At 41.2% G+C, this 26,717-nt stretch carries 28 protein-coding genes; 7 read left to right on the top strand and 21 right to left on the bottom strand.

What is annotated here, in order from left to right; all coding sequences use genetic code 11:
- Nucleotides 1-1,419: an MBOAT family O-acyltransferase gene (locus SY85_RS12495; protein ID WP_066404960.1), complete on the bottom strand. Its 1,419-nt coding sequence runs from the start codon at nucleotides 1,417-1,419 to the stop codon at nucleotides 1-3.
- Between the two features lie 722 nt (nucleotides 1,420-2,141).
- Between SY85_RS12495 and SY85_RS12490 the strand changes: the two genes are divergently transcribed.
- Nucleotides 2,142-2,729, top strand: coding sequence for a hypothetical protein (locus tag SY85_RS12490; protein ID WP_066404959.1), 588 nt, complete (start codon nucleotides 2,142-2,144; stop codon nucleotides 2,727-2,729).
- A gap of 29 nt (nucleotides 2,730-2,758) precedes the next feature.
- On the opposite strand, the gene SY85_RS12485 is transcribed toward SY85_RS12490, so the two are convergent.
- The 3 genes from SY85_RS12485 to SY85_RS12475 form a co-directional block, all read right to left on the bottom strand.
- Complete coding sequence (locus SY85_RS12485; RefSeq protein ID WP_066404958.1) at nucleotides 2,759-3,151, bottom strand: DUF2784 domain-containing protein; 393 nt, start codon at nucleotides 3,149-3,151, stop codon at nucleotides 2,759-2,761.
- A 367-nt stretch (nucleotides 3,152-3,518) separates the two neighbouring features.
- Nucleotides 3,519-3,686, bottom strand: coding sequence for a DUF1328 family protein (locus SY85_RS12480; RefSeq protein ID WP_066404957.1), 168 nt, complete (start codon nucleotides 3,684-3,686; stop codon nucleotides 3,519-3,521).
- A 318-nt stretch (nucleotides 3,687-4,004) separates the two neighbouring features.
- Nucleotides 4,005-5,543, bottom strand: coding sequence for an FAD-dependent oxidoreductase (locus SY85_RS12475; protein ID WP_066404948.1), 1,539 nt, complete (start codon nucleotides 5,541-5,543; stop codon nucleotides 4,005-4,007).
- A gap of 103 nt (nucleotides 5,544-5,646) precedes the next feature.
- Here SY85_RS12475 and SY85_RS12470 point away from each other — a divergent pair, with 103 nt between their 5' ends.
- Entirely contained in the window at nucleotides 5,647-6,036 is a 390-nt protein-coding gene (locus SY85_RS12470) for a hypothetical protein (protein ID WP_066404946.1), read from the top strand.
- Here SY85_RS12470 and SY85_RS12465 read toward each other — a convergent pair whose 3' ends face one another.
- Complete coding sequence (locus SY85_RS12465; RefSeq protein WP_066404944.1) at nucleotides 6,037-6,357, bottom strand: hypothetical protein; 321 nt, start codon at nucleotides 6,355-6,357, stop codon at nucleotides 6,037-6,039.
- 130 nt (nucleotides 6,358-6,487) lie between these two features.
- Between SY85_RS12465 and SY85_RS12460 the strand changes: the two genes are divergently transcribed.
- Nucleotides 6,488-9,268: an outer membrane beta-barrel protein gene (locus SY85_RS12460; protein WP_066404942.1), complete on the top strand. Its 2,781-nt coding sequence runs from the start codon at nucleotides 6,488-6,490 to the stop codon at nucleotides 9,266-9,268.
- Nucleotides 9,269-9,446: 178 nt separating this feature from the next.
- Here SY85_RS12460 and SY85_RS12455 read toward each other — a convergent pair whose 3' ends face one another.
- The 4 genes from SY85_RS12455 to SY85_RS12440 form a co-directional block, all read right to left on the bottom strand.
- Nucleotides 9,447-10,211, bottom strand: a complete 765-nt coding sequence (locus SY85_RS12455) for a TIGR02757 family protein (RefSeq protein ID WP_066404940.1) — start codon at nucleotides 10,209-10,211, stop codon at nucleotides 9,447-9,449.
- A 21-nt stretch (nucleotides 10,212-10,232) separates the two neighbouring features.
- Nucleotides 10,233-10,952, bottom strand: coding sequence for a hypothetical protein (locus SY85_RS12450; protein ID WP_066404939.1), 720 nt, complete (start codon nucleotides 10,950-10,952; stop codon nucleotides 10,233-10,235).
- Nucleotides 10,953-11,004: 52 nt separating this feature from the next.
- On the bottom strand, nucleotides 11,005-11,916 hold the full coding sequence (locus SY85_RS12445; protein ID WP_066404937.1) for an alpha/beta fold hydrolase: 912 nt from the start codon (nucleotides 11,914-11,916) through the stop codon (nucleotides 11,005-11,007).
- 155 nt (nucleotides 11,917-12,071) lie between these two features.
- Nucleotides 12,072-13,211: a cystathionine gamma-synthase gene (locus tag SY85_RS12440; RefSeq protein WP_066404936.1), complete on the bottom strand. Its 1,140-nt coding sequence runs from the start codon at nucleotides 13,209-13,211 to the stop codon at nucleotides 12,072-12,074.
- A gap of 329 nt (nucleotides 13,212-13,540) precedes the next feature.
- Between SY85_RS12440 and SY85_RS12435 the strand changes: the two genes are divergently transcribed.
- Nucleotides 13,541-13,981 carry a hypothetical protein gene (locus tag SY85_RS12435; RefSeq protein WP_066404934.1) on the top strand — a complete coding sequence of 147 codons (441 nt, stop codon included), beginning with the start codon at nucleotides 13,541-13,543 and terminating at the stop codon, nucleotides 13,979-13,981.
- A gap of 184 nt (nucleotides 13,982-14,165) precedes the next feature.
- Here SY85_RS12435 and asnB read toward each other — a convergent pair whose 3' ends face one another.
- The 4 genes from asnB to SY85_RS12415 all read right to left on the bottom strand — a co-directional run bounded on the left by asnB (nucleotide 14,166) and on the right by SY85_RS12415 (nucleotide 17,946).
- A complete protein-coding gene (asnB, locus tag SY85_RS12430; protein WP_066404927.1) occupies nucleotides 14,166-16,013 on the bottom strand; it encodes an asparagine synthase (glutamine-hydrolyzing) in 1,848 nt (615 codons plus the stop codon).
- Nucleotides 16,014-16,022: 9 nt separating this feature from the next.
- Entirely contained in the window at nucleotides 16,023-16,652 is a 630-nt protein-coding gene (locus SY85_RS12425; RefSeq protein WP_066404925.1) for a DUF2911 domain-containing protein, read from the bottom strand.
- A 75-nt stretch (nucleotides 16,653-16,727) separates the two neighbouring features.
- Nucleotides 16,728-17,300, bottom strand: a complete 573-nt coding sequence (locus SY85_RS12420; protein WP_066404923.1) for a DUF2911 domain-containing protein — start codon at nucleotides 17,298-17,300, stop codon at nucleotides 16,728-16,730.
- 58 nt (nucleotides 17,301-17,358) lie between these two features.
- Nucleotides 17,359-17,946, bottom strand: coding sequence for an acyl carrier protein phosphodiesterase (locus tag SY85_RS12415; protein WP_066404921.1), 588 nt, complete (start codon nucleotides 17,944-17,946; stop codon nucleotides 17,359-17,361).
- Between the two features lie 170 nt (nucleotides 17,947-18,116).
- Here SY85_RS12415 and SY85_RS12410 point away from each other — a divergent pair, with 170 nt between their 5' ends.
- The gene (locus SY85_RS12410) at nucleotides 18,117-18,563 is read left to right on the top strand and encodes a hypothetical protein (RefSeq protein WP_066404920.1); all 447 of its coding nucleotides are present in this window, start codon (nucleotides 18,117-18,119) and stop codon (nucleotides 18,561-18,563) included.
- Nucleotides 18,564-18,654: 91 nt separating this feature from the next.
- Nucleotides 18,655-19,629: a deoxyhypusine synthase family protein gene (locus SY85_RS12405; RefSeq protein WP_066404916.1), complete on the top strand. Its 975-nt coding sequence runs from the start codon at nucleotides 18,655-18,657 to the stop codon at nucleotides 19,627-19,629.
- A gap of 133 nt (nucleotides 19,630-19,762) precedes the next feature.
- Here SY85_RS12405 and SY85_RS12400 read toward each other — a convergent pair whose 3' ends face one another.
- The 8 genes from SY85_RS12400 to SY85_RS12365 form a co-directional block, all read right to left on the bottom strand.
- Nucleotides 19,763-20,218: a hypothetical protein gene (locus SY85_RS12400; RefSeq protein WP_066404914.1), complete on the bottom strand. Its 456-nt coding sequence runs from the start codon at nucleotides 20,216-20,218 to the stop codon at nucleotides 19,763-19,765.
- A gap of 93 nt (nucleotides 20,219-20,311) precedes the next feature.
- On the bottom strand, nucleotides 20,312-20,767 hold the full coding sequence (locus SY85_RS12395) for a hypothetical protein (protein ID WP_066404908.1): 456 nt from the start codon (nucleotides 20,765-20,767) through the stop codon (nucleotides 20,312-20,314).
- A gap of 164 nt (nucleotides 20,768-20,931) precedes the next feature.
- Nucleotides 20,932-22,440 (bottom strand): M28 family peptidase, encoded by a 1,509-nt coding sequence (locus tag SY85_RS12390; RefSeq protein WP_066409714.1) that lies wholly within the window; start codon nucleotides 22,438-22,440, stop codon nucleotides 20,932-20,934.
- A 17-nt stretch (nucleotides 22,441-22,457) separates the two neighbouring features.
- On the bottom strand, nucleotides 22,458-22,922 hold the full coding sequence (gene rpiB, locus SY85_RS12385; protein ID WP_066404907.1) for a ribose 5-phosphate isomerase B: 465 nt from the start codon (nucleotides 22,920-22,922) through the stop codon (nucleotides 22,458-22,460).
- Nucleotides 22,923-23,065: 143 nt separating this feature from the next.
- Entirely contained in the window at nucleotides 23,066-23,350 is a 285-nt protein-coding gene (locus tag SY85_RS12380) for a TFIIB-type zinc ribbon-containing protein (RefSeq protein WP_066404904.1), read from the bottom strand.
- 17 nt (nucleotides 23,351-23,367) lie between these two features.
- Nucleotides 23,368-24,003, bottom strand: coding sequence for a carbonic anhydrase (locus SY85_RS12375; RefSeq protein WP_066404902.1), 636 nt, complete (start codon nucleotides 24,001-24,003; stop codon nucleotides 23,368-23,370).
- 23 nt (nucleotides 24,004-24,026) lie between these two features.
- Entirely contained in the window at nucleotides 24,027-25,649 is a 1,623-nt protein-coding gene (locus SY85_RS12370) for a SulP family inorganic anion transporter (RefSeq protein ID WP_066404900.1), read from the bottom strand.
- Between the two features lie 97 nt (nucleotides 25,650-25,746).
- On the bottom strand, nucleotides 25,747-26,115 hold the full coding sequence (locus SY85_RS12365; protein ID WP_066404895.1) for a hypothetical protein: 369 nt from the start codon (nucleotides 26,113-26,115) through the stop codon (nucleotides 25,747-25,749).
- Between the two features lie 271 nt (nucleotides 26,116-26,386).
- Here SY85_RS12365 and SY85_RS12360 point away from each other — a divergent pair, with 271 nt between their 5' ends.
- Complete coding sequence (locus SY85_RS12360; RefSeq protein WP_066404894.1) at nucleotides 26,387-26,686, top strand: hypothetical protein; 300 nt, start codon at nucleotides 26,387-26,389, stop codon at nucleotides 26,684-26,686.
- The last annotated feature ends 31 nt before the right edge of the window (nucleotides 26,687-26,717 follow it).

The following is a 26,717-nucleotide window of genomic DNA, read 5'->3' as shown; positions in this document are numbered from 1 at the left end:
TTAGAACTGGAAGTAAATAAATTGAGTGGTGTCGATATATTTATGATGAAAGACAATCATAACCGCCATAAATAAATACAAAGCCTGCTTGTACACAGGACGCTCAATCTGAAACACATTTCTTTCATCTCTTCGTTGTGTCCATTCCAGTACCACAAACAACAATATAAAAACAAGCAGGCTTAGGAATTCTGGCAGCGTGAATAACTTGTGTGTCATTAGCCCAAAGTAATTGGTAGCGGTCTCTATATTGGGCGATCGGAAAAAGACGCGGGCTAAGGATACCAGTAACAATGTGATTACCATTTGTCCTACCTCTTTTAGTGTCGGCCACACGCGGTCTTCGGCAACTACACTAGTAGCAAACTTTCTGTTTTTATTGGAAAGTAATAGGGGAATAAAGAGCAAAGCATTGATGCCACCCCACAGTACAAAGGTCCAGTTGGCACCATGCCACAATCCACTAACCAGGAATATAATAAAGGTGTTGCGAATGGCCTTTAGCTTTCCCACTTTGGAGCCCCCCAGCGGAATGTATAAATAGTCCCTAAACCAGGAAGAAAGCGAAATATGCCATCTTCTCCAGAACTCGGCTATGTTGCGTGAGAAGTAGGGAAACCGGAAGTTAGACAACAATTCAAAACCAAACAGTTTGCCGGTACCAATGGCTATATCGGAATAGCCGCTAAAGTCGCAATAGATCTGGAACGAAAAATAGATGGTTGTGAGTAAAAGCGTTGAGCCCGAGTAATATTCTGGGTGCAGGTACACTTTATCTACTACGGTAGCCAGTGTATCGGCAATGACTATCTTTTTAAACAATCCCCAAAGAATAAGGCGGGTGCCGGCTACTGCCTGTGTATAATCAAATGTGCGTTTGTTTTGTACCTGCGGTAACAGGTGCGTAGCTCTTTCAATAGGGCCCGCTACCAGTAAGGGAAAGAAAGAAGCAAATACGCTGTAATCAATGAAGTTGCGGGTAGGGGTTATCTTTTTATTATAAACATCTATCAGGTACGACATGCCATGAAAGGTGTAAAACGAAATACCCACCGGTAAGGCAATGTCAATAAAATAAGGACTGGTTTTAAAGCCCAAGGCATGGATCAAATCTGCCGCTGATTGAGAAAAGAAGTTGAAGTATTTAAAAACACCTAATAGCAGTATGTTGCACAACAGTCCACCCCACAGTGCCAGCTTCTTCCATCTCGAATACTCAATGGCCAGACCAAAGCCAAAACCTATAAAGGTGGATGCTAGTAAGAGAAACACAAAGCGCCAATCCCAACAGGCATAAAAGTAATAGCTGGCCAGTAAGATCAGGCAGTTCTGTATAGCCAGGTTTCGCTGGCTTACAAACCAGTAGAGTATAAATACAACTGGTAGAAAAAATAAGAATTCAATAGAGTTGAATACCATTCAGCAGGAATTAGTCGGATCACAATCAATTGGTGTTAGGCTAGCTATGCAGCTTTAACATTTGTGCCTAGCAGGTAGATAATAATTGTGCCAGCTCTTCCATTTCTTTTTTTTCGTTTTCAATTCCTCTGATTACGCTTAAGAATTAAGTATTGATGCACATACAGTTATAAGCATCTTGTGGTTTTTATTGTAGAATTGTGTAGAGCTTACCTCGCTTTGTGCCAATAAAATCCTGTTTTTAAAGCTGCTGTATAATTTTTGTAGCAGTGTTGTTCATCCGGTGTTTAATGCAACAGTTTTTTGATAAGCTGGCTTATTTGTTTGCGCAAGGATTGAATTATATGTTGGAAAGCTCTCTGTCTAAGAATTGTTATTGTAAATTTGAAGAACTTATCTGTTGGCAATTCATTTAACAAAGCCATTATATAAAATAGCATGCAGGTGAAATAAAATTAACTGGGTATATCTAGTCAATAGGAAAGATCTTTTTACCTCTGAATATACTAAAGCCATCTCTGTCTGTATTTTTTGCATTTATTCCTATTCCTTGTGTTTAAGCGTTGCTGACTAACAGGGTTGTATATACGCTCATATGTTATTTTCATTCCAATATTATATGACGTAACCTTCCTCACCTTCGAATGCAGTTAACGGTTCTATTTATTTTTTTAAATAAGAAAATGCTATTACTGTATCATTTAGAAATAAAAAATTAGGTTATGGAAAAAAGAATACTGTTTGTGTTCGCATGCTGGATACTACTTTTTACGTCTCTTAAAACAGAGGCGCAAATACAAGCCGGAAACGTAATGGTTGGAGGTGATATATCTAAACTTGATTTAAGTTTGGACGAAGGAGGTAACTTTTCCTTTACGTTAAATCCAAAAGTTGCTTGGTTCATTGTTGATAATACGGCAATTGGTGGTTACCTGACTTTTAGTTTAACTACAGCATCAGGCGACGGTTCTAGTATTAGTTATGGCATAGGTGCCTTAGGGCGCCACTATTTGGGCGATAAACCAGGGAATTTATTATATAGGTCTCGTTTTTTTTTAGAGGCCAATGTGGGTATAGAGGGTGATAATCCAGCGGTTGGCGACAATACAAATGGCCTTGGCATTGGAGGTGGCCCAGGGTGGGCCTTTTTTGTAACGCCCAACGTATCCTTAGAAGCGCTATTCAAATACAACGGCATTATTGGTTTTGGTAGTGCTGTTACTTCCAATGATCTTACGTTATCACTCGGTTTCCAGATATTCCTGCCAACATCTAAGCTTAGGGCTATGGAAAAAGATTTAAAGAAATAGCGTAGATCTAATTTGCGCAGGTATTGTTGTTAACGAGATGAAGCTTGATTCACATTCCGTTTTCTGTCGTTCCAATTTAGATAAATACTCATTAGCAGGCTGAGAACAAAAATGGCTAAGGTTACATAATCTACCAGCTTTTCATTAAAGTCAATTCCCGTTAATTGGAAAAGCAGAAAATGAATGTATGTCTGCTGTTGATCATGCAACCCCATGCGTGCTCTTACATCCCAATGCCAATCGGTACAAAGGCAATAACCCCAGCCATACCAGATGCCCAATACAAACCAGGAAAAAGCAGTGAGCAACAACGTAATCAAGTTCCACTTACGGGTGGCAGGAAACCACCAGCCTGTAATATTAAACAGGGTAAAGGCTGTATGAAAAATAAAGAAGAACCCATTTAAGAACTGGAGCCACATAAAGTGTGGTTTCTGTGGCTTATAAAGTTAATGCATACGGGCATTATGCGAAACAGACATACTTATATAAATGGTTATGTAAGTGTAGGATATACAAAGACGTTCTTGCTGTCGTTTCTACTTACATCTTGTTGTTGGTTTAGCATTCGTTTGGGATTGGTTTACCTACGTTCGGAACATTCCGAATGTGCCTCGAACAAGTGTCGAACAACGCTCGAAGAAAAAGTAAATTGAAATAGAGAATTGCTAATTGAGAGAAGTAAATGCAATAAATGAAGACGGATCTGTAAAGGATTGAGTTATGCAATATAGCCATAAAAAAAGGTATAGCCAATGCTATACCTTTCAATTAAAAAGAATTTTGTTGCTATAACGTTCTTCTGGTGCCGCCCATGATCAGGGATAATACAAATAGTATCAAGAAGATAAAGAATAAAATTTTTGCAATTCCTGCCGCACCTGCTGCAATACCACCAAATCCAAAGATGGCAGCTATAATGGCAACAACCAGAAAAATAACTGTCCAACGTAACATAACATACAATTTTAGTTAACAAATATTTGCTGATGATAGTTGAAGAATCGTGCCAATCTTAATCTTTCTTCAGTGGGTATTGATTTTCAATAAGGTTGAGTAATCTATTACCTATTGTGACCACTTTCTTCCTTAATCAGCCTTTCTGCAATTGGTAGCGTATGCGGATTGTGTAAGCGCAATAGTTGTTTTTGTATAGAATTGACCACTACTTTACTAAGCCGTAAATAAAATGGATTAGATAGAATGGATACTTATGTTTACTAAAACGCCCATGCAAAAAGCATGGGCGTTAGAACGAATAGATAACAAAAATGTTTAGTGTTTTTCTTTTACAGCTTCACTCAATACAATGACCTCTAAGCCTTTGTGAGCTGGGCCGGTTAACACCTGGCCGCTTACATCATAGCGAGCACCATGGCATGGGCAGTCCCAACTCTTTTCTGCACTGTTCCAGTCTACAATACACTTGGCGTGGGTACACACAGGGTTTACCGCATATATCTGGCCACTTTCATTTTTATATAAGGCAATACTCTCGCCTTCATATTTTACCACCTTTGCTTCATCGGGAGCTAAGTCTGCCAAGCTCTGCAGTTTTTCCTGGCTCAATCGTTTGCCTATAAACTCTTTTACTACGTCTACATTTTCCTTAACAAAATTGGCAAAGCCTGCGGCTGGTTTTACACGGTTGGGATTGAACAATTCAGAGTATACACTTTCACCTTTTACAATCAAATCCGATAAGGTAATAGCTGCAATATGACTATAGGTCATTCCATTGCCACTAAAGCCTGTTGCTACCCATACATTCTTCGGATTGCCTGGCAGGTGACCTATATACGCTAATCCATCTGCTGGTTCAAAATATTGTGACGACCACTGGTAAGCGATCTTGTCTACATTGTAGTATTTGCGGATATACACTTCCAGGTTTCTAAAGCAATCTTCGGTGTGTGTTACATGCGCGGTCTTGTGGTCTTCGCCACCCACAATCAAATACTTCTGTCCACTTACTTCCTGTGTGCGGAAATAGTGATAAGGATTCTGCATGTCGTAAGCAAGGCCTACGGGGTATTTATCATCTTGCAATGTAACGGCCATTGCATAGCTGCGGTAAGGTGCGCAGCGGAAGTGTAAGAGATTGATACCCGGTGGAATGTGTGTAGCATAGATGACATGTTCTGCTTCTATAAGGCCGAGAGAAGTTTCTAACTGTAGAGGAGCTTCACCTTTTGTTGTTCCTACTGAACAGTTTTGTAAAACAACGCCACCAGCCTCTTCAAAGAGGCGCGCCAATGCCATTACATATTGTGTAGGATGAAACTGCCCTTGTCCACTATAAACAATGGCCTTATCAAACGCTACAGGTACAGGAATACCATTTGCCCACTCTACATTACATCCAGCATTTGTTGATGATTGATAAATATTGTTGAGCTGATCGGTTTGCTTTTCATCCTGCGAAAAAAGATAGCCTTCTTGCTCGCTGTAGCCACATTCAATATCATAGGTGTCAATATTTTTTTTGATGAGCTGTAGCGCCTGTTCTGCGGCCATATGCAAGCGTTGTGCATTCTCTTCACCAAATTTCTCTTTAACAGTATGATAGTCGGTATCTAGGAAAGTATTGAGGTGAGCTGTAGTGCCGCCCGTAGTGCCAAAGCAGAGGCTATGCTTTTCTGCAATCAGGCAATTTTTACCAGCTTTCTGTAGCATTAGACCTGTAGTAACACCTGTGATACCTCCACCTACAATTACTACATCAAAACGGTTAGAGGGAAGGGATGTATAGCGACTGGTAAAGTCCGGAACAGAAGGTTGCCATAAGCTGGTTTGTATACCATCTCTCTTCATAAAAAGTCTTTTCTAAACTGCTAAAAAAAATGATGCCTAAAAAGGGTTTTACGTCTGTCATGGCATATAATATGTGCCTATTAAAGAAGGTAAACTGAGGGGTATGAAAATGTGTATGCTCTTTGTAATTGTACTGCTCTCTTTTCTAAGCAAATCGGTTGCACAGAGCCGTAACCTGGCAGCCCTGGTAGGCCGTTGGGAAACCATTGAAAGTAAGTATGACGGAGGTGGGTTTGAAGTAATGGATACTACCCATATCATTCTTTTTTACGGTAAGGAGCGAAAACCGTTGCTCTCTTTTAATGCAGATTTCACCAAGTCGCCTGCCTGGTTTGATTTTACTGTTAAAGACACTACTGGTACTGTTAAGCTTCAAAGCTTGCTGCAGGTAATTAATGATGACCTGATTCAGTGGCAGTTATTTGATGGGACAAGAAGTGATTATTTTACCGCAAGCAATGGCGAAATAATGTATCTGCGTCGGAAGCAGTAATTACCAGCGTTCTTCTTCTGGGATATCTGTATCGGGTGGTGGTGTTTGTCGCAAAGCTTTCTTTTGTATTTGCCGTTCAATCAATAGATCGGCAATCAAGGAAGCACTATTAGCGTCTTGTTGTAAGGCCAGTAAGCGTTTCAGTTTTTTTTCGTTTACATCTACCCTATAAAGTAAGTCTACCAATTTAGGGAAATCGTGTTGAATTAATTCATTTACATACGCTTCTAACTGTACTCGTATATTTTGTAGATTTTCGGATGTACATACTGTTTTTGACGATTCAGTTACCTGTTGTAGAAGTTCATAAAGCTTTTCCATCACTTCATATATTTAAAAGCCATGTGGCTGTACCCATCATCCACTTCATTTACCATTCATGTAAACGCAAAAGGTAAGCGCGGTTTCGTACGAAGTATGTCGTATAATTGCACTTCAAACCACGACCAACATGCGATTTATTACAATCTGCATTGCATTCTTGTTCCTATCCGTTACACATGCAATGGCACAAGGCACTATTAAGGGGAAAGTTACTGATTCCTCTACAAAGAAGGCGCTGGCCCTGGCGACTGTTACTATATTTAAAGCTGCTGATACGGCGCTGATTACCTATAGAATGAGTGCACCTGAAGGAGATTTTAAAGTGACAGGATTGCCGCTGAATATAGCTTGCCGTGCCGTAATTTCCTTTTCTGGTTATGAGGTATATCGCAAAGAATTTACATTAACAGATAACACGTCAATAGATCTGGGAACCATTGCATTAGCACCAGCTGCTACTTCACTGGATGAGGTGCTGGTAATAGCGGAACGCCCACCGGTAACCGTACGTAAGGATACTATAGAGTTCAATGCGGCGTCGTTTAAAACACTTCCTACAGCGTTGGTGGAAGATATTTTAAAGAAGTTGCCGGGTGTACAAGTAGATGCTGATGGTAACATTACTGTCAACGGAAAAAAGGTCAATCGTATAATGGTGGATGGCAAGGATTTCTTTGGCTCTGATCCAAAGATGGCAACCCGCAACCTGCCAGCGAATATTGTTGATAAAGTACAAGTAACGGAAGATAAGGATGAGCGTGAGCTAAATCCTGATCGTTCTGAGGGTGACATTGGTCAGGTAATTAATCTAAAGCTTAAAAAGGCTATCAAAAAAGGTTGGTTTGGTAAGGCCTATGCAGGTGCGGGTACAGATGAGCGTTATGAAGGTGGCGCCATTGTTAATCTGTTTAAGGATACTATGCAAGTGAGCTTATTGGGTTTTACAAATAACCTGAATAGAGCAGGTTTTAGTTTTAATGATATCCGGTCACTAGGAGGCTTTAGCCGTAGTGGTATTAATAGTTTGTGGATGAATGGAAATGGCGGGGTTAGTGTGAATGGTATTTCACTAGGGGGTACGGGAGATGGTATCAATCAATCTACCGGTGCAGGCTTCAATATGAACCATGTATTAAAGAATGGCTTGACCTTAAACTCGCAATATTTTTACGGCCAATCGCGCAATGACATCCTGGAGTTGAACAACCGCCAACAGTTTTTAAGTGATACCACGTTAGTCACCCGCTCTAACCGCAATGAGGTTTTGAAATCTTATAGTCATCGGGTTGCGTTTGGCTTAAAAGGTAAAATTGATTCACTGAGCCGTATTGATTTTAAACCATCGTTTGTGATAAATGATCAGCACAGCAATAAGTTTACAGGTACAAGCAGTAGCAGCAATATTGATGGGTTGCTGAATACCAGTAACAATCAGCAGAATATGGATGGTAAAGATGTGTCTTACAGTCATAGCTTACTCTACTTTAAGAATTTCAGAAAGAAAGATCGCTCGCTTAATATTGCTAATTCCTTAAGCTATGGTAATTTAGATAATAGCCAGATCAATGATGTGATCAATACTTTCTATGAAAGTAGCTCAGCGTTAGAGACGTATTTGAATCAATTGCGTGACCGCGAGCAGAATAACTTTACCACTACGCTGAATGCAAATTACAATGAGCCAATCACCAAATTGCTGAACTTACGCCTTGGGTATTCCGGAACCTACTTTAACAATGTGGATCAATTAGGCACCTTCAATAAAGGCGGGGGCAGTAAGTACGATGTGGTAAATGCAAATCTGAGTAATGAATTGAGCAGGGAAAGTTGGAGGAATGCAGTATCTGCCGGGTTGAATGTAAAGTACAAGAAGTTGAATGTGACAGGTACAGCCAGCTTTTTAAAACTGGATATCAATAATCAATTTGGTAAATCCGTTACGGATGTTAACCAGCGCTATAGTTATGTGTTGCCAGGAATGACTGTAAACTGGAGAGAACTGAACCTGAATTATTCTGCTAATGCTACACCACCCAATCTTAGTGATTTACAACCAGTTCCCGACAGTACCAATCCTTTATTCATTGTTAATGGAAACCCGGATTTAAAGCCTGCTACTGCACACAGTATTAATTTAAACTACTTTAAAAATATTTCTACCAAGAATTTATTTATTAGTGCCTATGGGTTTGGCAATTTCCGGAACAATGCTGTAACCAGGAGTCGTGTGGTACAAACCAACGGTGTACAAGTCACAACACCCGTAAATGTAGATGGTGTGCAGGACTTGTATACGAATTTAAACGTGGTGAAGCAACACAAGGCGAATAAGAACTTTCAGTTTGGTTATGGTGTTGGCTACAACGTCAATTTCAATCGTAACTACTTAATTGTAAATGGTAGAAAAGGATATGTAAAAACCTTGGATATTGGGCCCTTTGCTAATGGTAATATAAATTGGAAAGACAAGATAGAGTGGAGTTATAGTTATTATCTGGGCTTTAACCGGACCAACTATGAGAATGACCAGTTTAAAGATCTAAAAGTAGATAGAAGCGGCCTGCGCACGGAACTAGTGGTTAGGTGGCCCAAGCACATTGTGTGGGAAAGTAATTTGGCTTTAAGTAAGAACTCAAATGTGGCGCCTGGTGTGCAGAAGAATGTAGCCTTATGGAATGCAGCCATGTCGGTTGTGTTCTTGAAAGACGACAAGGGCCAGTTAAAGTTCTCTGCCTTTGACCTGCTGAATGAGAACATATCGGTTTTTAGAAATACTACTGAAAATCAGATCATCGATAGACAGATCAATATTCTGCAACAATATTTCATGGCCACCTTTACCTATAATATCAGGAGTTTCAAAGGTGCAAAAGTGGGTAGCGTAACGGATCGCTTCTTCCGCTTCTAACTATTTGCTTGACATAAAACCAGAACTAACAGGCAGCCTTCGGGCTGCTTTTCTTTTATCGCAGGTGGGATGATGAGTGATTGTGAGGCGTTAGAAATGAGTGATGAGTAAGGAGTAAGGAGTGTAGGCGTTTTAATATTAAAAGCGCAACTCATTATTCATTACTCATTATTGGTTATTAAAACTTCTCGGTTACGCCTAAGCCAAAAAGAGCGAAGTCGTATTTAGCAGGATCGTGGGGATCCATTTGGCGGAGGTGATTGGTAAGCTCTAAGGCTGTTTGCCAATCTGTAACAGGACGTTGAATTAAGGCCAGTTTGCGGGCCACGCGGGCTACGTGTACATCTATAGGGCAGATCAGCTCTTTGGGGGAGATATGGTTCCAGATACCAAAGTCTACTCCCTTATTGTCTTTACGCACCATCCACCGCAGGTACATATTCAGTCGTTTGCAGGTTGATTTCTTAAAAGGTGCCGCAATATGTTTTTGAGTACGCTCTGGTGCATCGGGTAAGGAAAAGAAGTAGTGGTGAAAATGATTGAGCCCCGCTTCTACACTATTAATGCTTTTGTTGGGAAAGAACGCTTGTTCCAGGGATGTATTGGTAGTATAATGATGGTGAAAGAAGTATATGCAATAAAGTAGGTCTGTGGTATTAAACGTGCGATGCTTGAAAGCTAATAGTTTCTTTAGATCATTATCGGTATGATGAAGGATGAACTGATAAGGCGCATCATCCATCAATTGCATGAGCTCGGTAGTTTTATTGATAATGATGCGGCGGTTACCCCAGGCAAAGATGGCAGCAAAAAAACCAGAGATCTCTTTATCCTGTAGTTTTGTAAAGCGATGAGGAATAGAGATTGGGTCAGCAGGGATAAATGAAGGCTGATTGTATTCTTCAACTTTACGATCCAGGAAAGCTTTCAGTTTTGCATCCATAATTAATAGCTCTCAATACTTTTAGTAAGGCTGTTTGAGCATTACATTTTGTTTACTAAGAAAAGCGCGTAGGTAAGGAGCGTGATCATCGCCTGTAATAACAACAATTCGCTTGCCGGAATATAGCGTTACTAGTTCCTTTAGACGTTGCATCATTTGTTGGTTGCGCGTGTCGTAAAAGGTGGTGAGTTCTTCATAATCGCTACCTCGCAGCTGCTGGGTAAGGCAGTCGTAGTACTCCTTGATAAGTACGGCGTCGTTACTTAACAATATTCCTTTAAGTGTGCTGTTATTTAAAATGGTCATGCGTTGATCGGCGTATAGTTGGCAATTGGCCAGCTTCTTACTATATACCGTATCCAGGCTAAGCAGTTTTTGTAGTGCTTTGATGCGGGAGTGGTCTTGCCAGTAACGATTGGGAATAGGTTTGCCTTCCAGTTCTGTACCCAGCCAATCAAAGCCTTCAATTGTAGTCGTTGGGAACCAATAGCGCATCATCCACATTTCATAAGGATAGTTCTGCTTCAGATAGGCCGTGTCGGATGAAATATCTTCTTTGCGTATTTCTACCGCAATGACATCGGGGTGAATGCGCTGGACGGTAGCCTTTATTGAATCATAGTTGTACTTCGCATTTGTTTTATGTATGCCGTGCAAAGATGGAATCAGGTAAACGGTAGTTTGTGAAAAAGCCGTTGCTTTTAGAATAAGAGCAACGGCTAGCATAAATAGTTTTTGCATTGTTCTGTTTAAAAATGCAAAGGTATTGAACAGTACCTATGCGAAATGGTTATTAGTATTTAGCTATAAATGAAATGATCTTTTCAGCAAACCATTGTGGTTCTTCCTGGAAAGGCGCATGACCTCCAATGTAGTGCACAATCTGCGACTTAGGGAATTGAAAGCTTTGATAGTGTTTAGGACCGATAGCGTAATCTTTATCGCCGGTTAGAATAAAAACAGGACAAGTGATTTTCGCAGTAAGTGGTGTAAAGTCTTTCCAGTAGTCGGCTACACTCCATACTTTATTGGCAAAGTCGCGGTTGGGCTTTCCATAGGAGAAGGTAATAGAGTCATTGTATTGTTTCTCATAGGCATTGCGGTACATTAGTTTGTACCACATATTCTTTTGGGTAAGTTGATCATGTACAGCCCATACGCGCTCATTTAAAGGCTTTGTAGTATCACGGAAGCTGGTTTGGTCTTTTATGTCTAATGCCTTTAAACCAAACTCCAGATGGCTTTGCATAGAAGCCTGCATGTTCAAGGTACAGTTAATCAGTAATAAAGCAGCAACCGATTTAGGATAATGAAAAGCATAGTTTGTGATCAATATGCCGCCAAAAGAATGACCCATAACAGCCCATTGTTTATAACCTAATGCCTTTCTTAATTCGTCCATATCTTTTTCTAAACGTGCCAGGCTGTAATCGTTGTTGTGTGCAGAGTCAGAGCGACCGCAACCACGCTGATCGTAGTACACCATGCGCATCTTTTGCTCGATGAGAGGAGCCGCTTCAACTGCTTCAAAATAATAGCTGGTAGATCCTGGGCCGCCGTGTACAAACAAGCAGGGCTTGCCTTTCCCCGCCAGGCGTACATAGAGTTTTACATTATCGGAAGTGGTAAAATAAAAAGTAGAGTCTTGTGCAAAAGTGCTTGTACTAAATATAATGGTCAATAAAGCAATAATGATCTTGTTCATGTCCAATGTGTTGATTGATACGCATAGGACTATGTTGGTTGATAGTAGGTTACAGGTTTGAAAAAGAATTAATGAACCTAACTCTTCCTGGGTGCTGTAAACGAAAACTGCCAGGCTTTAGACCTGGCAGTAGCTCCATTATTGTAATTACGTTATTAGCCTATGGCTCTGTTTAAGTCTTCCATCAGGTCCTCTACATCTTCAATGCCTACACTAATACGAATCAACGAATCGGTTAGTCCGTTTTTAATACGTTCTTCTCTTGGAATAGAAGCGTGTGTCATAGAGGCCGGGTGGTTGATCAGGGATTCTACACCACCTAAACTTTCTGCCAGTGCAAACAAGCGCGTAGAAGACAATACACGCATCGCATTTTCAATTGAGTCGTCCTTTAATGTAAAGGACATCATACCTCCAAAGTCACGCATCTGCTTCTTAGCAATATCATAATTGGTATGATCTTCAAAGCCTGCCCAATATACTTTATCTACTGCTGAGTGTTTGCGTAAGAAATGTGCGATAGCATGCCCATTTTCGCAATGGCGTTGCATGCGCACGTGAAGCGTTTTAATACCACGAAGTACCAAGAAACAGTCTTGTGGGCCAGGTACTGCACCGCAACTCTTTTGAATAAAGTATAACTGCTCCCTTAAGGTCGCATCGTTCATCATTAAGGCGCCTTGGATAACATCACTATGGCCACCCAGGTATTTAGTAGCTGAGTGCATAACAATATCGGCACCCAGGTCTAAGGGGTTTTGTAAATAAGGAGAAGCAAACGTATTATCCACACACAGCAGCAGGTTGTTCTTTTTTGAAATGGCGGCTACGGCTGCTATATCAGTGATATTCATTAATGGATTGGTGGGTGTTTCAATCCAGATCAGTTTCGTATTGGCATTTACATATTGTTCAATGTTGCTAGCCTCGCGCATATCGATGTAGTGAAACTTAATACCAAACTTCTCAAATATTTTTGTGAACAGGCGGTACGTGCCACCATACATGTCGTTGCCAGTAATAACTTCATCACCAGGCGACAATAATTTGATCACAGCATCAGTAGCGGCAACTCCACTGCTAAATGCCAGGCCGTATTTTCCATTTTCAATTTGTGCAAAGGCTTCTTCCAAAGCTGAGCGGGTAGGATTTTGAGAACGGGCATACTCATAACCTTTATGTTGTCCAGGTGCTGCCTGTACATAGGTAGAGGTCTGGAATATAGGCGTCATAATAGCTCCAGTGCTGGGATCTGGCTCAGTACCAGCGTGTATAAACTTGGTTCCGATCTTCATAATTGCTGTCTTTAATTTAAGGTAGTGCAAAGATGTGATTTAAATCTACAGCTTTTAGAATTATACGATATACGAAGATTGCCGTATATCACTAACGGTGAGCCCTTTAACAATTCTTTTATTTGCCAACAATTTCAAATAACATCGCCGCTTATGGTTGTTTCACTACTTTTATCATGTAGAACTACCGCCTTAAATATATCCCCCTATCTTAACAATATTCGTGTAACAAATTGGCTTTGCCATTGGTGTAGAACTGCTGGTGTATGGCGTTTCAGGGATCTAATTTGTACTTGAAACCAACATTGTTTACGCCTAAATAATAAACCATGAAAAAGCTTTTGTTATGTTTAGTCACTGCTATTTTTTCCTTAACAGTTTTCGCTGCAACGCCTACCATCGTAAATGAAAAAGTATTAAAAGCATTTAATGCTTCCTTTAAGGATGCGCAACAAGTAATTTGGGAAGAACATACAGATGTGTATGAGGTGAAGTTTGTTCAAAACCAGATCCGGTCTCGTGTTACCTACGATGTAAATGGTAATATATTAAAGACCATGCGTTATTATTACGAAGACCAATTACCAATATTTATTCGTGGTAAGTTAAAGCAAAAGTTCCCTGGTACAAAAGTGTTTGGCGTAACCGAAGTAGCCACACCTGATCAATTAAATTATCACATTGTATTAGAAGGTGCCAAACATTGGACAATCGTTGTCTGCGATTCGATGGGTTATATGATGGTGGATAAGAAATACAATAAGGCTTAGGTTCCACGGTCCGCCAAATGCGGAGGGTCCAAAATCGTGAAACGTGAATCGTGAAATGCCACCGCACAGGGCTGGCTTATTAACGGGGCTTTAGTTATTGAATAAAATTGTTCTGTCGGAAACCCTTTCGCGTTTGACGTCTCACGTTTCACGATCTGTTTGTAAAACTTAAGTGATTGCTTTTTTAATCAAATAGAAACGAAGCCGACCAATACTTCCAGTCTTTGTTATCAGCCGCATGTACATCGTGCGGCTTTATTTTTTGATGTAATACTTGTGGCTGTAAAACACCCTGTTCTACCAGCTTCTTTTTCCCTTCATGGATAGCCTCTATTACAGAAGGCTGTTGCATCCATTGTTTTTGTGGTGTATCAAAGCCTACTTTGTCCTTGCGCCAGGCAATTTCGGAAGGAAGAAGCGATGTGGTTGCTTTTCGAAGTATCCATTTTGTCCAGCCCTCTTTGATCTTAAAATGCGAAGGGAGCGTAAAGAGAAATTCTACTAACGGATGACTTAAGAAGGGGAGACGTACCTCTATGCCATGTGCCATGCTGTTGCGATCTGCATAACGTAAGAGTTCTTCTAGGCCATAGACAAAGGTGTTGAAATAGAGGGCGCCCTGCAGATCCATAGTAGAGGGTAGCGCATAATAAAGCTGTTGTTTGTTAGACCAGGCGAAAGAAGGCTCTAGATCTATAAAGCGGTTGGCTTTTTTTGCTTTGGCTCTTTCTTGTAAGGCTGCTGCAAAATGAGGAAGACGAGCTGCTATTTGACGTTTGATGCCAAAGGTTTGGGTTATGCCTAGGCCCCGCGCTGCTTGCAATTCACCGCTGCTTTTTAGTTTGCCTTGCCTATAGAGTTCCTGCCAATACCAAGGGTAGTATTTGTGATACCCTGCCAGAATTTCGTCGGCTCCTTGACCATCCAGTAATACAGTAATTCCCTGTTGCAGGGCTGTTTCATATACCCTATACTGTGCTAATACATTACTAAACAGGATCGGTTCTTCTTGGTGGCGGGCAACGGTTTCCATGAGGGTAGGAATGCTGTCGGGCGAAATAGTAACTAAATGCTGCTGTAAGCCGAAACGTTGGGCAACCAATGTAGCGTTGGTCGTTTCGTCGTTTACATAGCCTGGAAACGATGCTGTGAATGCCTGATGCGAATAGTGTTGATTGGTAATTTGATGACAAAGAGCAATAATGGTTGAGCTGTCCAAACCTCCACTAAGGCTTGTACCGATACTCACATCACTGCGCAAACGTTTTTGAATACTATCTGTCAGTAAATGCTGAAACTGCTCAATGGCCTGTTGCTCCGAAATATTTTGATTGCTTTCTGGAAACACTTGCCAGTACTGTTGTATCTCTAACTCCCTTGTTGGAAGCGTAAGCAGTAGATAGGATGCAGCTGGCAGTTTAAAGATGTCCTTATAAAAGGTTTCCTGCGGATTGGAGGGGTTGCTGGTATAATCAATGGTCAGGAAGTTATACAACATCGCAGGGTTCACCTCTTTGGGAGCGCCCATGCGCCATAAAGCTTTTAGTTCAGAAGCAAATAATAGCTGTTCGTTGCTGTTATGAAAGAAGAAAGGCTTTTCTCCAAAACGGTCGCGGGCAGCAAAGAGTATTTGTTCCTTTTCATCCCAGATAGCAAAAGCAAACATGCCTTCAAACTGTTGTAGGCAATCGGTTTGATAAGCATCAAAAGCAGCTACGATAACTTCTGTATCGGACGTAGTAAGAAATTGGTAGCCTCTTTGCTCAAGCTGGCGGCGAAGCTCCAGGTAATTATAGAGTTCACCATTATGTACTATACGATAGCGATTTAAATACGCTAGAGGCTGGTTGGCACGGCTGCTTAGATCTAAAATGGACAACCGGCAATGGCCAAGTCCAACAGAGCGTTCAGAATTAGTCCAGATTGAGGGGCGCTCATCCGGTCCTCTATGCTGTATAGCGGCTGTGCCTTGCTGTAAGGCCTGCTCTGAAAGAGGCGACCTATATTGGAGAATACCGGTTATGCCACACATGGATGTAGGTTAATTAGTACTGAAAGGAAGACGTGCTTCTACATCGTCCCAGGCAATTAATATATTGGCATGGGGAGCTTCGCCCTGGAATAAAATCGTAAAGTTCTCGATGTTGTTAGCTGTTTTTTGAATGGGGATATCAAAACGGTACACGTCTTTTTTGGCGTTTTGTTTTAGTCCCCAGGTATAAATATTAGTATTAAAGACAATGGTCCATTTGGTTTCAGTAGGGATGCAGTATAAAATATATCGGCCTTTGGCAACTGTTTTCCCTTGAATGCGCAAAGGTTGGAAAAGCTCAATCTCTGTAGCTTCATTAGCCCCTAGACGCCATGGTTCACCATATTTTAAGAGACCTCCAAAGATTTTTCTTCCTTGTTTGTGGGGGCGGCTATAAATGATTCGTGCTATAGGGAGTTCCGGAGTGCCTTTGGTCATCTTGAGCACAGGGAAGTCGATTGGAAAGTAGCTGATATCCATGGCCGAGATGTCTAACGCACTATAAGGGTTTATAGCTGAAGGTCGAAGGGCGGTGTTAGTGTCTTTTCGTAGGGGCTTAGTGTTGGTATTGGGCTTCCCATTCTCCTCATTACATGAAAAAAGGAAAAACGAGAGGCAAATGATCAGTGGAAATTTCATGGCGAAAAATTACAGCTTTTATGCTATTTCTATTTTTCATAAAAAAAGCCATCCTAAAAGATGGCTTTCTAAGGGTTATTTTAAACTTATGGGCAATGTCACTTTTGTGTCGTCCCACATGATTAATAGATTGGTGCCTGCTTCTGCTTTTTCAAAATACATGGTAAAAGCTTCGGCTGGTTCTTTCAGTTTTTCGGAAGGAACTGTTATGCGTGCTACGTCTTTCTTTTCATCGTATTTAAACGCACCCCAGGTGTCGGTTTCTTTATTGATCACCATTGTCCAATCGGCAGGGTTAACAAAGGCATATAAAGTGTATTTGCCTTTTGGGATCTTTTTGCCGTTTATTTTGACATCTCTGTAAAACTCAATTTCTGTGGCCTCATTGGCTCCTAGTCGCCACACCTTGCCAAATTCTACCAATTCACCATATACTGTACGGCCGCTCTTTTGCGGGCGGCTATAGATTACTCGTGCTACTAAAGGCTCAGAGGCCTTGTCTTGTACTTTTAATACAGGGAAGTTGGCTGGGTAATAAGCCATATCCATAGGAGACTTGTCTATGGCTGGCAGTTTATTGCCGTTGCTTTGCGCATTAGAGGTGTTTAAAAACGCAACAGCCAATAGAAGGCCAATCAGTTTTTTCATAGTATTAAAAATTAGGTTGCAAAAATAGTGTCTGAAATAAAAGAACCCTTACCAAATATCAATCTTGTTTGCTTAATTGATCTTCCGCAAAGGATTTAACATCTTTTATAAACAGTTGGTAACAACTTTCCAGGAAGTCATAGTTTTCGTTTAGCAGCAATATCGCCGTTTCATAGTCAGTTAAGTAAGCCGATCGGCGTACCAGTCCGCGTATGCTTTTGCCAATACCTTCTTTTGTACGATAGTTATAGAGCCAGTTCTCTGCTTTCATATACGGCAGCATTAGCAAAAAGCGCGGTGGCAACTGCATATGGTACTGCTCTAACGTTTGGTACACTGTATGGGTAAATTGGTATAGCGATGCTTCTGTAAAAATCGAATGGTCGTTTGCTAGAAAATGATCATATACTACATCAACAAGCGCTCCACTGTATAAACGATAGTATGGATGGAAAATTGTTTTTGCTTGTAACGTAGCTGAATGAGAATCTGTATAGTCATCTATTAATCGATGAAGGGTAATTCCTTTTTGTACGCCTACCGAATATCCTAAACGCGACTTGCCTTTTACAAAATCGGAAATCATATTTCCAACCAATATCTCTGGATGGTGAAACGACAAGTAGGCGTGGGCGAGGTAGTTCATACATTAAAATTATCAATTCATCTCTGTTAACAATCTTCTTGCACCGTGTTAAAGCTTTAACAGTGTGCGCCAGTCCTCACAAATTTCTTGTAATGGCCTGTAACCAAATCTACTTTTGTCACGTCGAATGATAAAACGACAAAGAAATTTTTAAAACCAAAATCATTTATATGAAACTTTTAATTGCTTTTCTAACAGTTGCTGCGTCACTGTTTACCAATGTTAGCTCTGCTACTGATAAAATTGAAATTGCTCCAGCAGCAATCCAGTCTTTTAAATCTACCTTTGTAGATGCATCTGAAGTGTGCTGGTCGGTGTCTAATAATTTATATAAGGCCGATTTTGCTTTGAATGGTCAATATGCTTCTGTATTTTACGAAGCAGATGGCAACCTGGTAGCTACCAGTCGTAATATCTCTTCTCTGCAGTTGCCGATTACTTTACAGGCAAGTTTGAGAAAAGATTATTCAGGCTATTGGATTTCAGATCTGATTGAAATGACAACAGAAGATGGCTTAGCCTACTATGTAACGCTGCAGAACAGCGACAATAAACTAATCCTGAAAGGATCTGCTTTAACGGAGTGGGTTACTTTTCAGAAAACGCGCAAACCATGAGTTTGTTTCAGTGTGTGTGTTTTGAACAGCCCCAGCGAATTTGCTGGGGTTTGTTTTTTTAGGGCTAATTTTGCCGCTCAATTTTAAGCATATGAATAAGGGTCCCGTTTCACAGTTTATTACCCATCACTATCGCCACTTCAATGCAGCGGCGCTGGTAGATGCGGCTAAAGGATATGAGCAACACTTACTGGAAGGTGGTAAAATGATGGTAACGCTGGCTGGTGCTATGAGTACTGCCGAATTGGGTATCTCATTGGCTGAAATGATCCGCCAGGATAAGATTCATATCATTTCCTGTACTGGTGCCAACCTGGAAGAGGATATCATGAACCTGGTAGCGCATAACCATTATGAGCGTCTTCCAAACTGGAGAGACCTAACACCTGAAATGGAGTGGGATCTTTTGGAAAGAGGTTTGAACCGTGTAACAGATACTTGTATTCCGGAAGAAGAAGCCTTCCGCCGTATTCAAACTCATATTCATAAGTTGTGGAAAGACGCCGATGATAAAGGTGAGCGTTACTTTCCTCATGAATACATGTATAAACTGCTGTTAAGTGGTGTAATGAAAGAGAATTACCAGATTGATCCTAAAAACAGCTGGATGATCGCTGCTGCTGAAAAGAACCTGCCGATTGTAGTGGGTGGTTGGGAAGACAGCACCATGGGTAACATCTTTGCATCGTATGTGTATAAGGGTGAAATAAAGGCCAGCACCATGAAGAGCGGTATTGAATACATGGTATGGTTGGCTAACTATTATAAAGAAAACAGTGCTGGTAAGGGTATTGGCTTCTTCCAAGTTGGTGGCGGTATTGCCGGTGATTTCCCAATCTGCGTGGTTCCAATGATGTACCAGGATCTGGAAATGCATGATATTCCATTCTGGAGCTATTTCTGTCAGATTTCTGACTCTACTACTTCTTATGGTTCTTACTCAGGTGCACATCCAAATGAGAAGATCACCTGGGGTAAGTTGGATATTAAAACACCAAAGTTCATTATTGAAAGTGATGCTACTATTGTGGCTCCATTGGTGTTTGCGTATTTATTAGGTTGGTAATGACCGGACCGCAGATTAGCGGGATTGATAGGTAGGATCAATAGGATTACTTTTCTTGATAGTTTGAGTAATCATTATAAAATAAAAGAGGCTCCACATGGAGCCTCTTTTATTTTATTCAAAAGCGTAATAATTACGCTGATTTTAGGTTTTTTCGGGCTTTTACAGCCTCCCTAGCATGGTTCAAGCCCATTAGTAAAAAGGTAACTGCAATGGCTTTCATAATCAGACCGCTAAGAATTTGTGCGCCGCCATAAATATAAACGTTAAAGGCCCACAGGCTGACATACAGCACAATAGCAGTAATGATAGCTGCTAAAGGTTGTTTTAAAGCAAAGATGCCAATCGTTGCGAAAATAACCGGGACAATCAGTATGTATAGCAGGTTTGTTCCGGAAACAGCATTGGCCATCAATAATGCCAGCAGGTCGCTGCCAAATAAGAGAGCTGCTACAATAAGTATGGCATTGCGTGTTTTACGGGTCTCCGTTTCCAGAATGTCTTGCTGCACCTCTTTATAGGTGTCATAATGTTCAGAGACAATGTCTGTGGCAGTTGTTTCGGTGGGTTGGACTTGCATTTGTTCCATTTTGTTTAGTTAGGTTCCTTACGAATATAAGCGTAGGGGACACTGATACAAAATGAAAGCACTGAAATAGTCTTCGCCTTTTGTTTGAAAATATTAATTTTTAAGTTCGGTAATTCTGGTAATATAATATTCAAAAGGCTCTGTAGCATGATCTTTTAATATCAATGTATCGCCTTTCTGATTACTTACAATCCAATCCAGATGGCTAGTAAAGTTCATTACGGTTGCTTCGTAGCCAAATATGGTGTTTATTCTTTCATAAGCTATTTTATCGCCATCTGTTATACCATTATTGGTAGAAAAGTATATACTGTCATTAGCAAGCACCCTAAATGTTTTATTAGAGAAGCTTTGTTTGGTATGGCCATCAAAGCCTCCATAAGCATAATGAACTTTCCAGTTGCCAATCAGCAGCAGCTTTATTTCATCGGTTGTTTTGTTTTCAAGAGGGGTCACTTCTTCATACCTATCCTTGTCTTTTGAGCAACTGCTGGCCACTGCGACCAAGAGCCCCGTTAAGGCCAGAATGGTAAAAAGACGTTTTTTCATATCTCCATTTTTATGCTTGACAATAGGCTTTAAGCAGGCGTTGCATCTGGTTTAGAGATTAAAATGTGCATTGGTAGTTCCTTACATCTATGTGGGGGCAACCAGTCTCAATAAAAAAGCGGAGAACAGAGTCTCCGCTTTCAAAAAAAGGAAAGTATTATTTATTATCGAGTTGCTGTAGGTAAAGCTATGTCACGCTTCAACATCTCATTGCGGTTGGCCATTTCCCAAGCAGTATAAAATACCAGTTGAGCCCTTTTAGCGGCCAAAGGATAATTGATCTTTTCAGGAGTATCAGTAGGGCGGTGATAATCAGCGCCTAACATACCATCGTAATAGAAGATGATAGGTACACCTTTACGTGCAAAGTTGTAGTGGTCGCTTCTGAAATAAATTCTATTCGGATCATTTGGATCATTGTATTTATAATCCAACTCCAGCTTTGTGTATTTGGCGTTCTGGGCTTCGCTGATCGGCTTCAGATCAGTGCTCAGTTTATCGTCCCCTACTACGTAAACATAGTTGGTAGTATCTCCTTTGCGGGTAACATCGCTACGACCAATCATATCAATGTTCAAGTCAGCAGTAGTTTTGTCCAATGGAAACAGTGGGTTGTTAGAGTAGCTTTCAGAACCCCACAAGCCTTTCTCTTCACCGCTTACAGTCATAAATACAATGGTTCTGCGAGGACCTTTGCCTGCTTTTTTAGCTTGTACAAATGCTTCTGCAATTTCCAATACGCCAACAGTACCAGAGCCATCATCGTCGGCACCATAGTAAATAACGGTATCTCTTTTACCTAAGTGGTCGTAGTGCGCTGTAATAAACAGGTATTGATCTTTCAAATCTGTACCTGGTAATACGCCCAGTACGTTGCTGCTTTGTAAGGTAGTAGTAGCTTTATTGGTTTGCAATAAAGCTTCAGTATTGTAAGCTTTTGAAGCCAGCGTTCCTGCCTTAGCTGCATCAAAGTCAGTACCTAAGATGGCTTTTGCAACTGCTTCTGAAATGGAATATTGTTGAGCTTCCAATGTTTTGCGGAACGAATACAGGCTTTGATTGCCTTTACGTGGAGCCGGTGTAGTGCGCGGTAATTGAGATGATACTGATAAAATGGCTGCAATACCTTTTGAGCGAACAAGGTTGTTGGTAGCCATAGCTGCTGCACGAGACATGTTAGCGTTGTTGCCAAACATGATCACTAGCTTGCCGGTAAGATTGGCTGCTTTAAAAGCGTTCGTGTCGGCGGCATTAACATAGGTTACCTCGCTAAAGCGAAAAGTGCCGGAAACATTGTTGGCAATGTTTACACCAAAGTCTTTATCAAGGCTGTATGCCTGGCCATTGATTTCTAAGCCGGCGTTTAACAATGAATCTTGATAAACGTTGTAAAATTGCTGGTAGCCATTGCCTGCGCCCGGCTCCAGGCCTAATTGGCGGAAATGGTTTTCAATATAGGCAGCGGCTTTGCGCTGGCCTGGTGAGGCGGTTTCCCGGCCTTCCATTTCTTTTCCGGCAATAATGAATAAATGTTTTTTTAAGTCTTCTGCCGTGATGGTTTTTGCAAATGCATCTGGCTTGCCTGTTTTGGCAAAAGCGCTTGACTTTGCCGATGTCTGAGCAAAGGTGCACGTTGTGCTAGCCATCATTGCTAGTACGAGTAGTGATCTCATCTTCTTTTTTATAGGGTTTAGTTTGAAATGCTGCAAGCTATTTTGTTTACGCGTTTTTCATGGCGGCCACCTTCAAATGGGGTTTCTACAAAGGCTGTGGTGATGTCCTCTGCCACGCTGGTAGAAACAAAACGTGCGGGTATACAAACCACATTAGCATTGTTGTGTTGGCGAGCCAGTTTCGCAATTTCTTCTGTCCAGCAAAGCGCTGCACGGATGCCTTGATGTTTATTGGCTGTAATGGCTACACCGTTGGCGCTGCCGCAAATAAGTACACCCCAGGCGGCTGTACCATTTTCTACCGCTTCTGCCACAGGATGGGCAAAATCTGGGTAGTCTACAGAATCAGCACTATAGGTGCCATAGTCCTTTACCTCAAATCCCTTGCTTTTTAAAAGGTCGCTTAGGAGATTTTTATATTCAAAGCCAGCATGATCGGCGCCAATGGCCACAGGACGGCTCTCGTCAAAGCGGGTTTCCATATTATCGTGTTTTTACAAATGTAGGGATACCCGCTAGACGGCGAACAACCGTTTATCCCTTTTGCAACTCTTTAATAGCTGTTAGGGGAAGAAGAACGTCTTTTTAAACAAAACATCCCGCTTTTTAGGGCGGGATGTTTTGTTTAATCGAAATCAAAAAAGTCGCTTAAGAACCCTTTTTTCTTTTTGTGCTTATAATTTGTATACTGATCATGGCCTCCTTGCTGAGGAGGGTACTGCTTATACTCATCTTTGTTTGAAGCGCCTTGATTAGCGTCAGGGCCTGAGGTATACGCTGCCGAACGTTCAATGATCTTGTCTAGCTCACCTCTGTCCAGCCACACACCCCTGCATTTGGGGCAATAATCAATTTCAACGCCTTGGCGATCCGTCATTACCAATGTTTCATTACAATTTGGACATTGCATGGACACGTTTTTAAAGGTTATAACTCGTCGTACTCATACAGGCTGTCAATATGAGTGCCTGCCTGCATTTCAAAAACAGGTTTTATGATCCCATCTTTTAAGCCATATACCCAGCCGTGCAGGTGGGGGCGCTGTTCACGCTTCCAGGCACGTTGAATGATCGAGGTTTTCGCTAGGTTCATTACCTGTTCCTGCACATTCAGTTCTACCAGTCGATCAACCTTGGCTTCTTCATCTTTTATGGTGTCCAGTTCTTCTCGGTGTATGCGGATAACATCTTTAATATTCCGGAGCCACATATTTAATACCTGGTTAAAATCAGTCTTAGTCAACGAGGCTTTAATGCCGCCGCAGCCATAGTGGCCGCAAACGATCACATGTTTTACTTTTAAGTGATTTACTGCATAATCCAATACGCTTAAAAGATTTACGTCAGTATTGATCACCAGGTTGGCCACATTGCGATGGACAAAGATCTCGCCTGGCTGTGTACCCGTAATTTCGTTGGACGGCACGCGGCTGTCGCTACAACCTATCCATAAAAACTCGGGCGTTTGTAAGTGTGCCAGACGGTTAAAGTAATCCGGGTCGTCTGAAACTTTCTCTGCGGCCCAGGCCTTGTTCTCTAATAACAATTTTTCGTATGAGTGCATATTCTTCTAATTCGTAAATAAAATTAAATGGATTCTACTTCTTCCAGCGTTTTATCGTGCTGACGTATTATTTGTTCCTCTTTTTGTTTAATGGGCAGCACCTTGTTAAACCCATAATCTCTGAATGTGCCAGTCTTTAGTTCAACTTTAATATCTTTCAGCGGTGCATGGATCATAAAGTCTTCGATCGTTTCAATGACATCTTTGTCAATGAAGTCGGCGCGGCTGGCATCTATCAGTACATAAGCCTGCTCTGGCACTTCTTCCAATTTGTTCTTGATGATAGGCTTGTTTAAGAAAGATACATCCTTACGCAAGCGGAATAAGTATTTGTTGTTATCGTGTACAACAAATACCGCTGTTTTAAAGTTGCTACGCAATACAAATAGTAGTCCTACCCCTATGCCAATTAATACACCAATTAAGAGGTCGGTAAATAAAATGGCTGCAATGGTTACTACAAAAGGAATAAACTGATCCCAGCCCTTTTTGTAAAAGGCCTTGAATAGTGAGGGTTTTGCCAGCTTATAACCGGTATAGATCAATACCGCAGCAAGGGCTGCATTGGGAATAAGGTTTAAGATATTGGGTAATAATGCCACACAGAGCAACAGCAACAAGCCGTGCATCATAGTAGACAGTTTAGACTGTGCACCTGCATTTACGTTGGCCGAAGAGCGCACAATCACACTGGTAACCGGTAAACCTCCTAGCAGACCAGAAACCATATTGCCCACACCTTGGGCTTTTAATTCCCGTTCCTTGTTGGTAACGCGTTGGTAGGGGTCCAGATCGTCAATAGCTTCAATACTTAACAGGGTTTCTAAGGAGGCCACTAAAGCCAGGGTGATGGCGGTGATCCACACTTCTTTATTTAAAATGGCACTCCAGTCAGGAGAGGTGAAGAAAGAGAAGAACTCTTGAGCAGAATCGGCTTTTGGCAGATTTACCATATGCTCTGTACCCAACCCGGAACTACGCTGCTGAAAAAAGATGTTGATACCAACACCCAACAATACAATTAATAAAGGTGCTGGCACCAGTTTGATAAAGCCTTTCTTCTTGGCAGTAAATTTCTCCCAAAAGAAGTGTAAGGCCAGACCAACCGCACCTATAAGAGCAGCAACAGGGGTTATAGCCTTAAGGGCATGCAAAAGACCAGAAAAGGTATTTTCATCATTGCTCTGTTTAAACGCTTCGTCACCTATATAATCCTTGTCATAACCAATCAGGTGGGGGAATTGTTTAAGGATCAATATTAAACCTATGGCTGCCAGCATCCCCTTGATCACCGCATTAGGGACATAATCACCAATAACACCAGCCTTTATAAAGCCTAATATTAACTGCAGTGCGCCACAGATAACAACCGATAAAAGAAATACTTCAAAGCTGGAGAGCTTTAAAATAGCAGCAGCAACAATAGCCGTAAGGCCCGCTGCGGGTCCACTAACACTGAGTTGAGAACCACTCAAGGCTCCAATGACCATGCCGCCCACCATGCCGGCAATAAGCCCACTAAACAATGGCGCATTGGACGCCAGCGCTACACCTAAACACAAGGGTAGCGCTACTAAGAATACAACGATAGACGCAGGTAAATCAGAGCCTGCATGCTTAAATATATTTAATGCACGACGTGCCATCACAAAATAATTTGTATGTGAAATCAATAGATGCAATACAGTAGCATACTGCACTGCAATAACAATAATTAGAAACAGTAAAAAGAGTAAGGGTTAGTTAAGCGGAGATGGCGTCCGGAGGCGGTGAGATCAGTTCAGGGTGATAGGCAAAGTAGAGATCTTCCGCATGGCATTTTTCATATTTTTCAATGATGGTATAGCCATGCTCTATAATATGCGCCTCGTGCAGGTATTCGGAAAGTGTGTTAACACCGCTCTCCGTTTTTTCTTCATTAGTATTGGTCAGCGGGTTGGAAGAACCATCATCCCGTTGACTTTGGCATTGTTGTTTAGCAACGGCCTTTTGAGCCTGTTGTGACGCATATACATATGGTATGCTAATGGTAAGCCATAGCAAAGCCATCATCATAAACACGCTGGAAATGCGGTGCTTCAGAAGATAGTATTTGTGTTTAGACTTATTCATCAGGAGGACAAAACTAAGGTTCCTATTGTAAAACTTTGATGTTTGAATAGTATTTATCTGTTTTTAACAAACGATTTTTTAAGACAAGCTATCTAACGGTCTCATCATTGGCTATGTAAAATCGATCCTTCTGTTTCAACAAAAATTGTACTACTAACCTTAAACTTCAACAGTTTTTTGCTTGATTTTATACTACTCGTTAAAATTATGTTTTAGCGTGTTGATTGTTTTGGTAGTTTTTGATGTGTGTCTATTTTTACGATGCAGAAAAATGAAAGGCTTAGTTGCCATATTGCTCGTGTTGTTGAGTTTTAGCTTTATAGCTGAACACATCGTCTTGAAGCATATGGATGCCGGGCAAGCATTGGCGCAAGATGAAGATGTCAGTAAAAGCTCGAAAGAAGAAAGGCAAAGCAAAGCTGAGGATGATATAAAAGTGCAGTATGTTTTAGCTACTGTTTATGATCTGCAAGTGCCTGCGCCAATTAATAACTTACCTGTCTCTTATTATTTTGCTCTACTCTCATCAGGTTATATCAATAAGCCCTATACCCCTCCTGACTTTTGCTAATTATAAGGAGACTCAACCTTTCTTAATTAGT

The organism is Flavisolibacter tropicus, assembly GCF_001644645.1.
GTDB classification, from domain to species: Bacteria; Bacteroidota; Bacteroidia; order Chitinophagales; family Chitinophagaceae; genus Flavisolibacter; species Flavisolibacter tropicus.
This window is presented reverse-complemented; position numbering and strand designations above follow the sequence as displayed.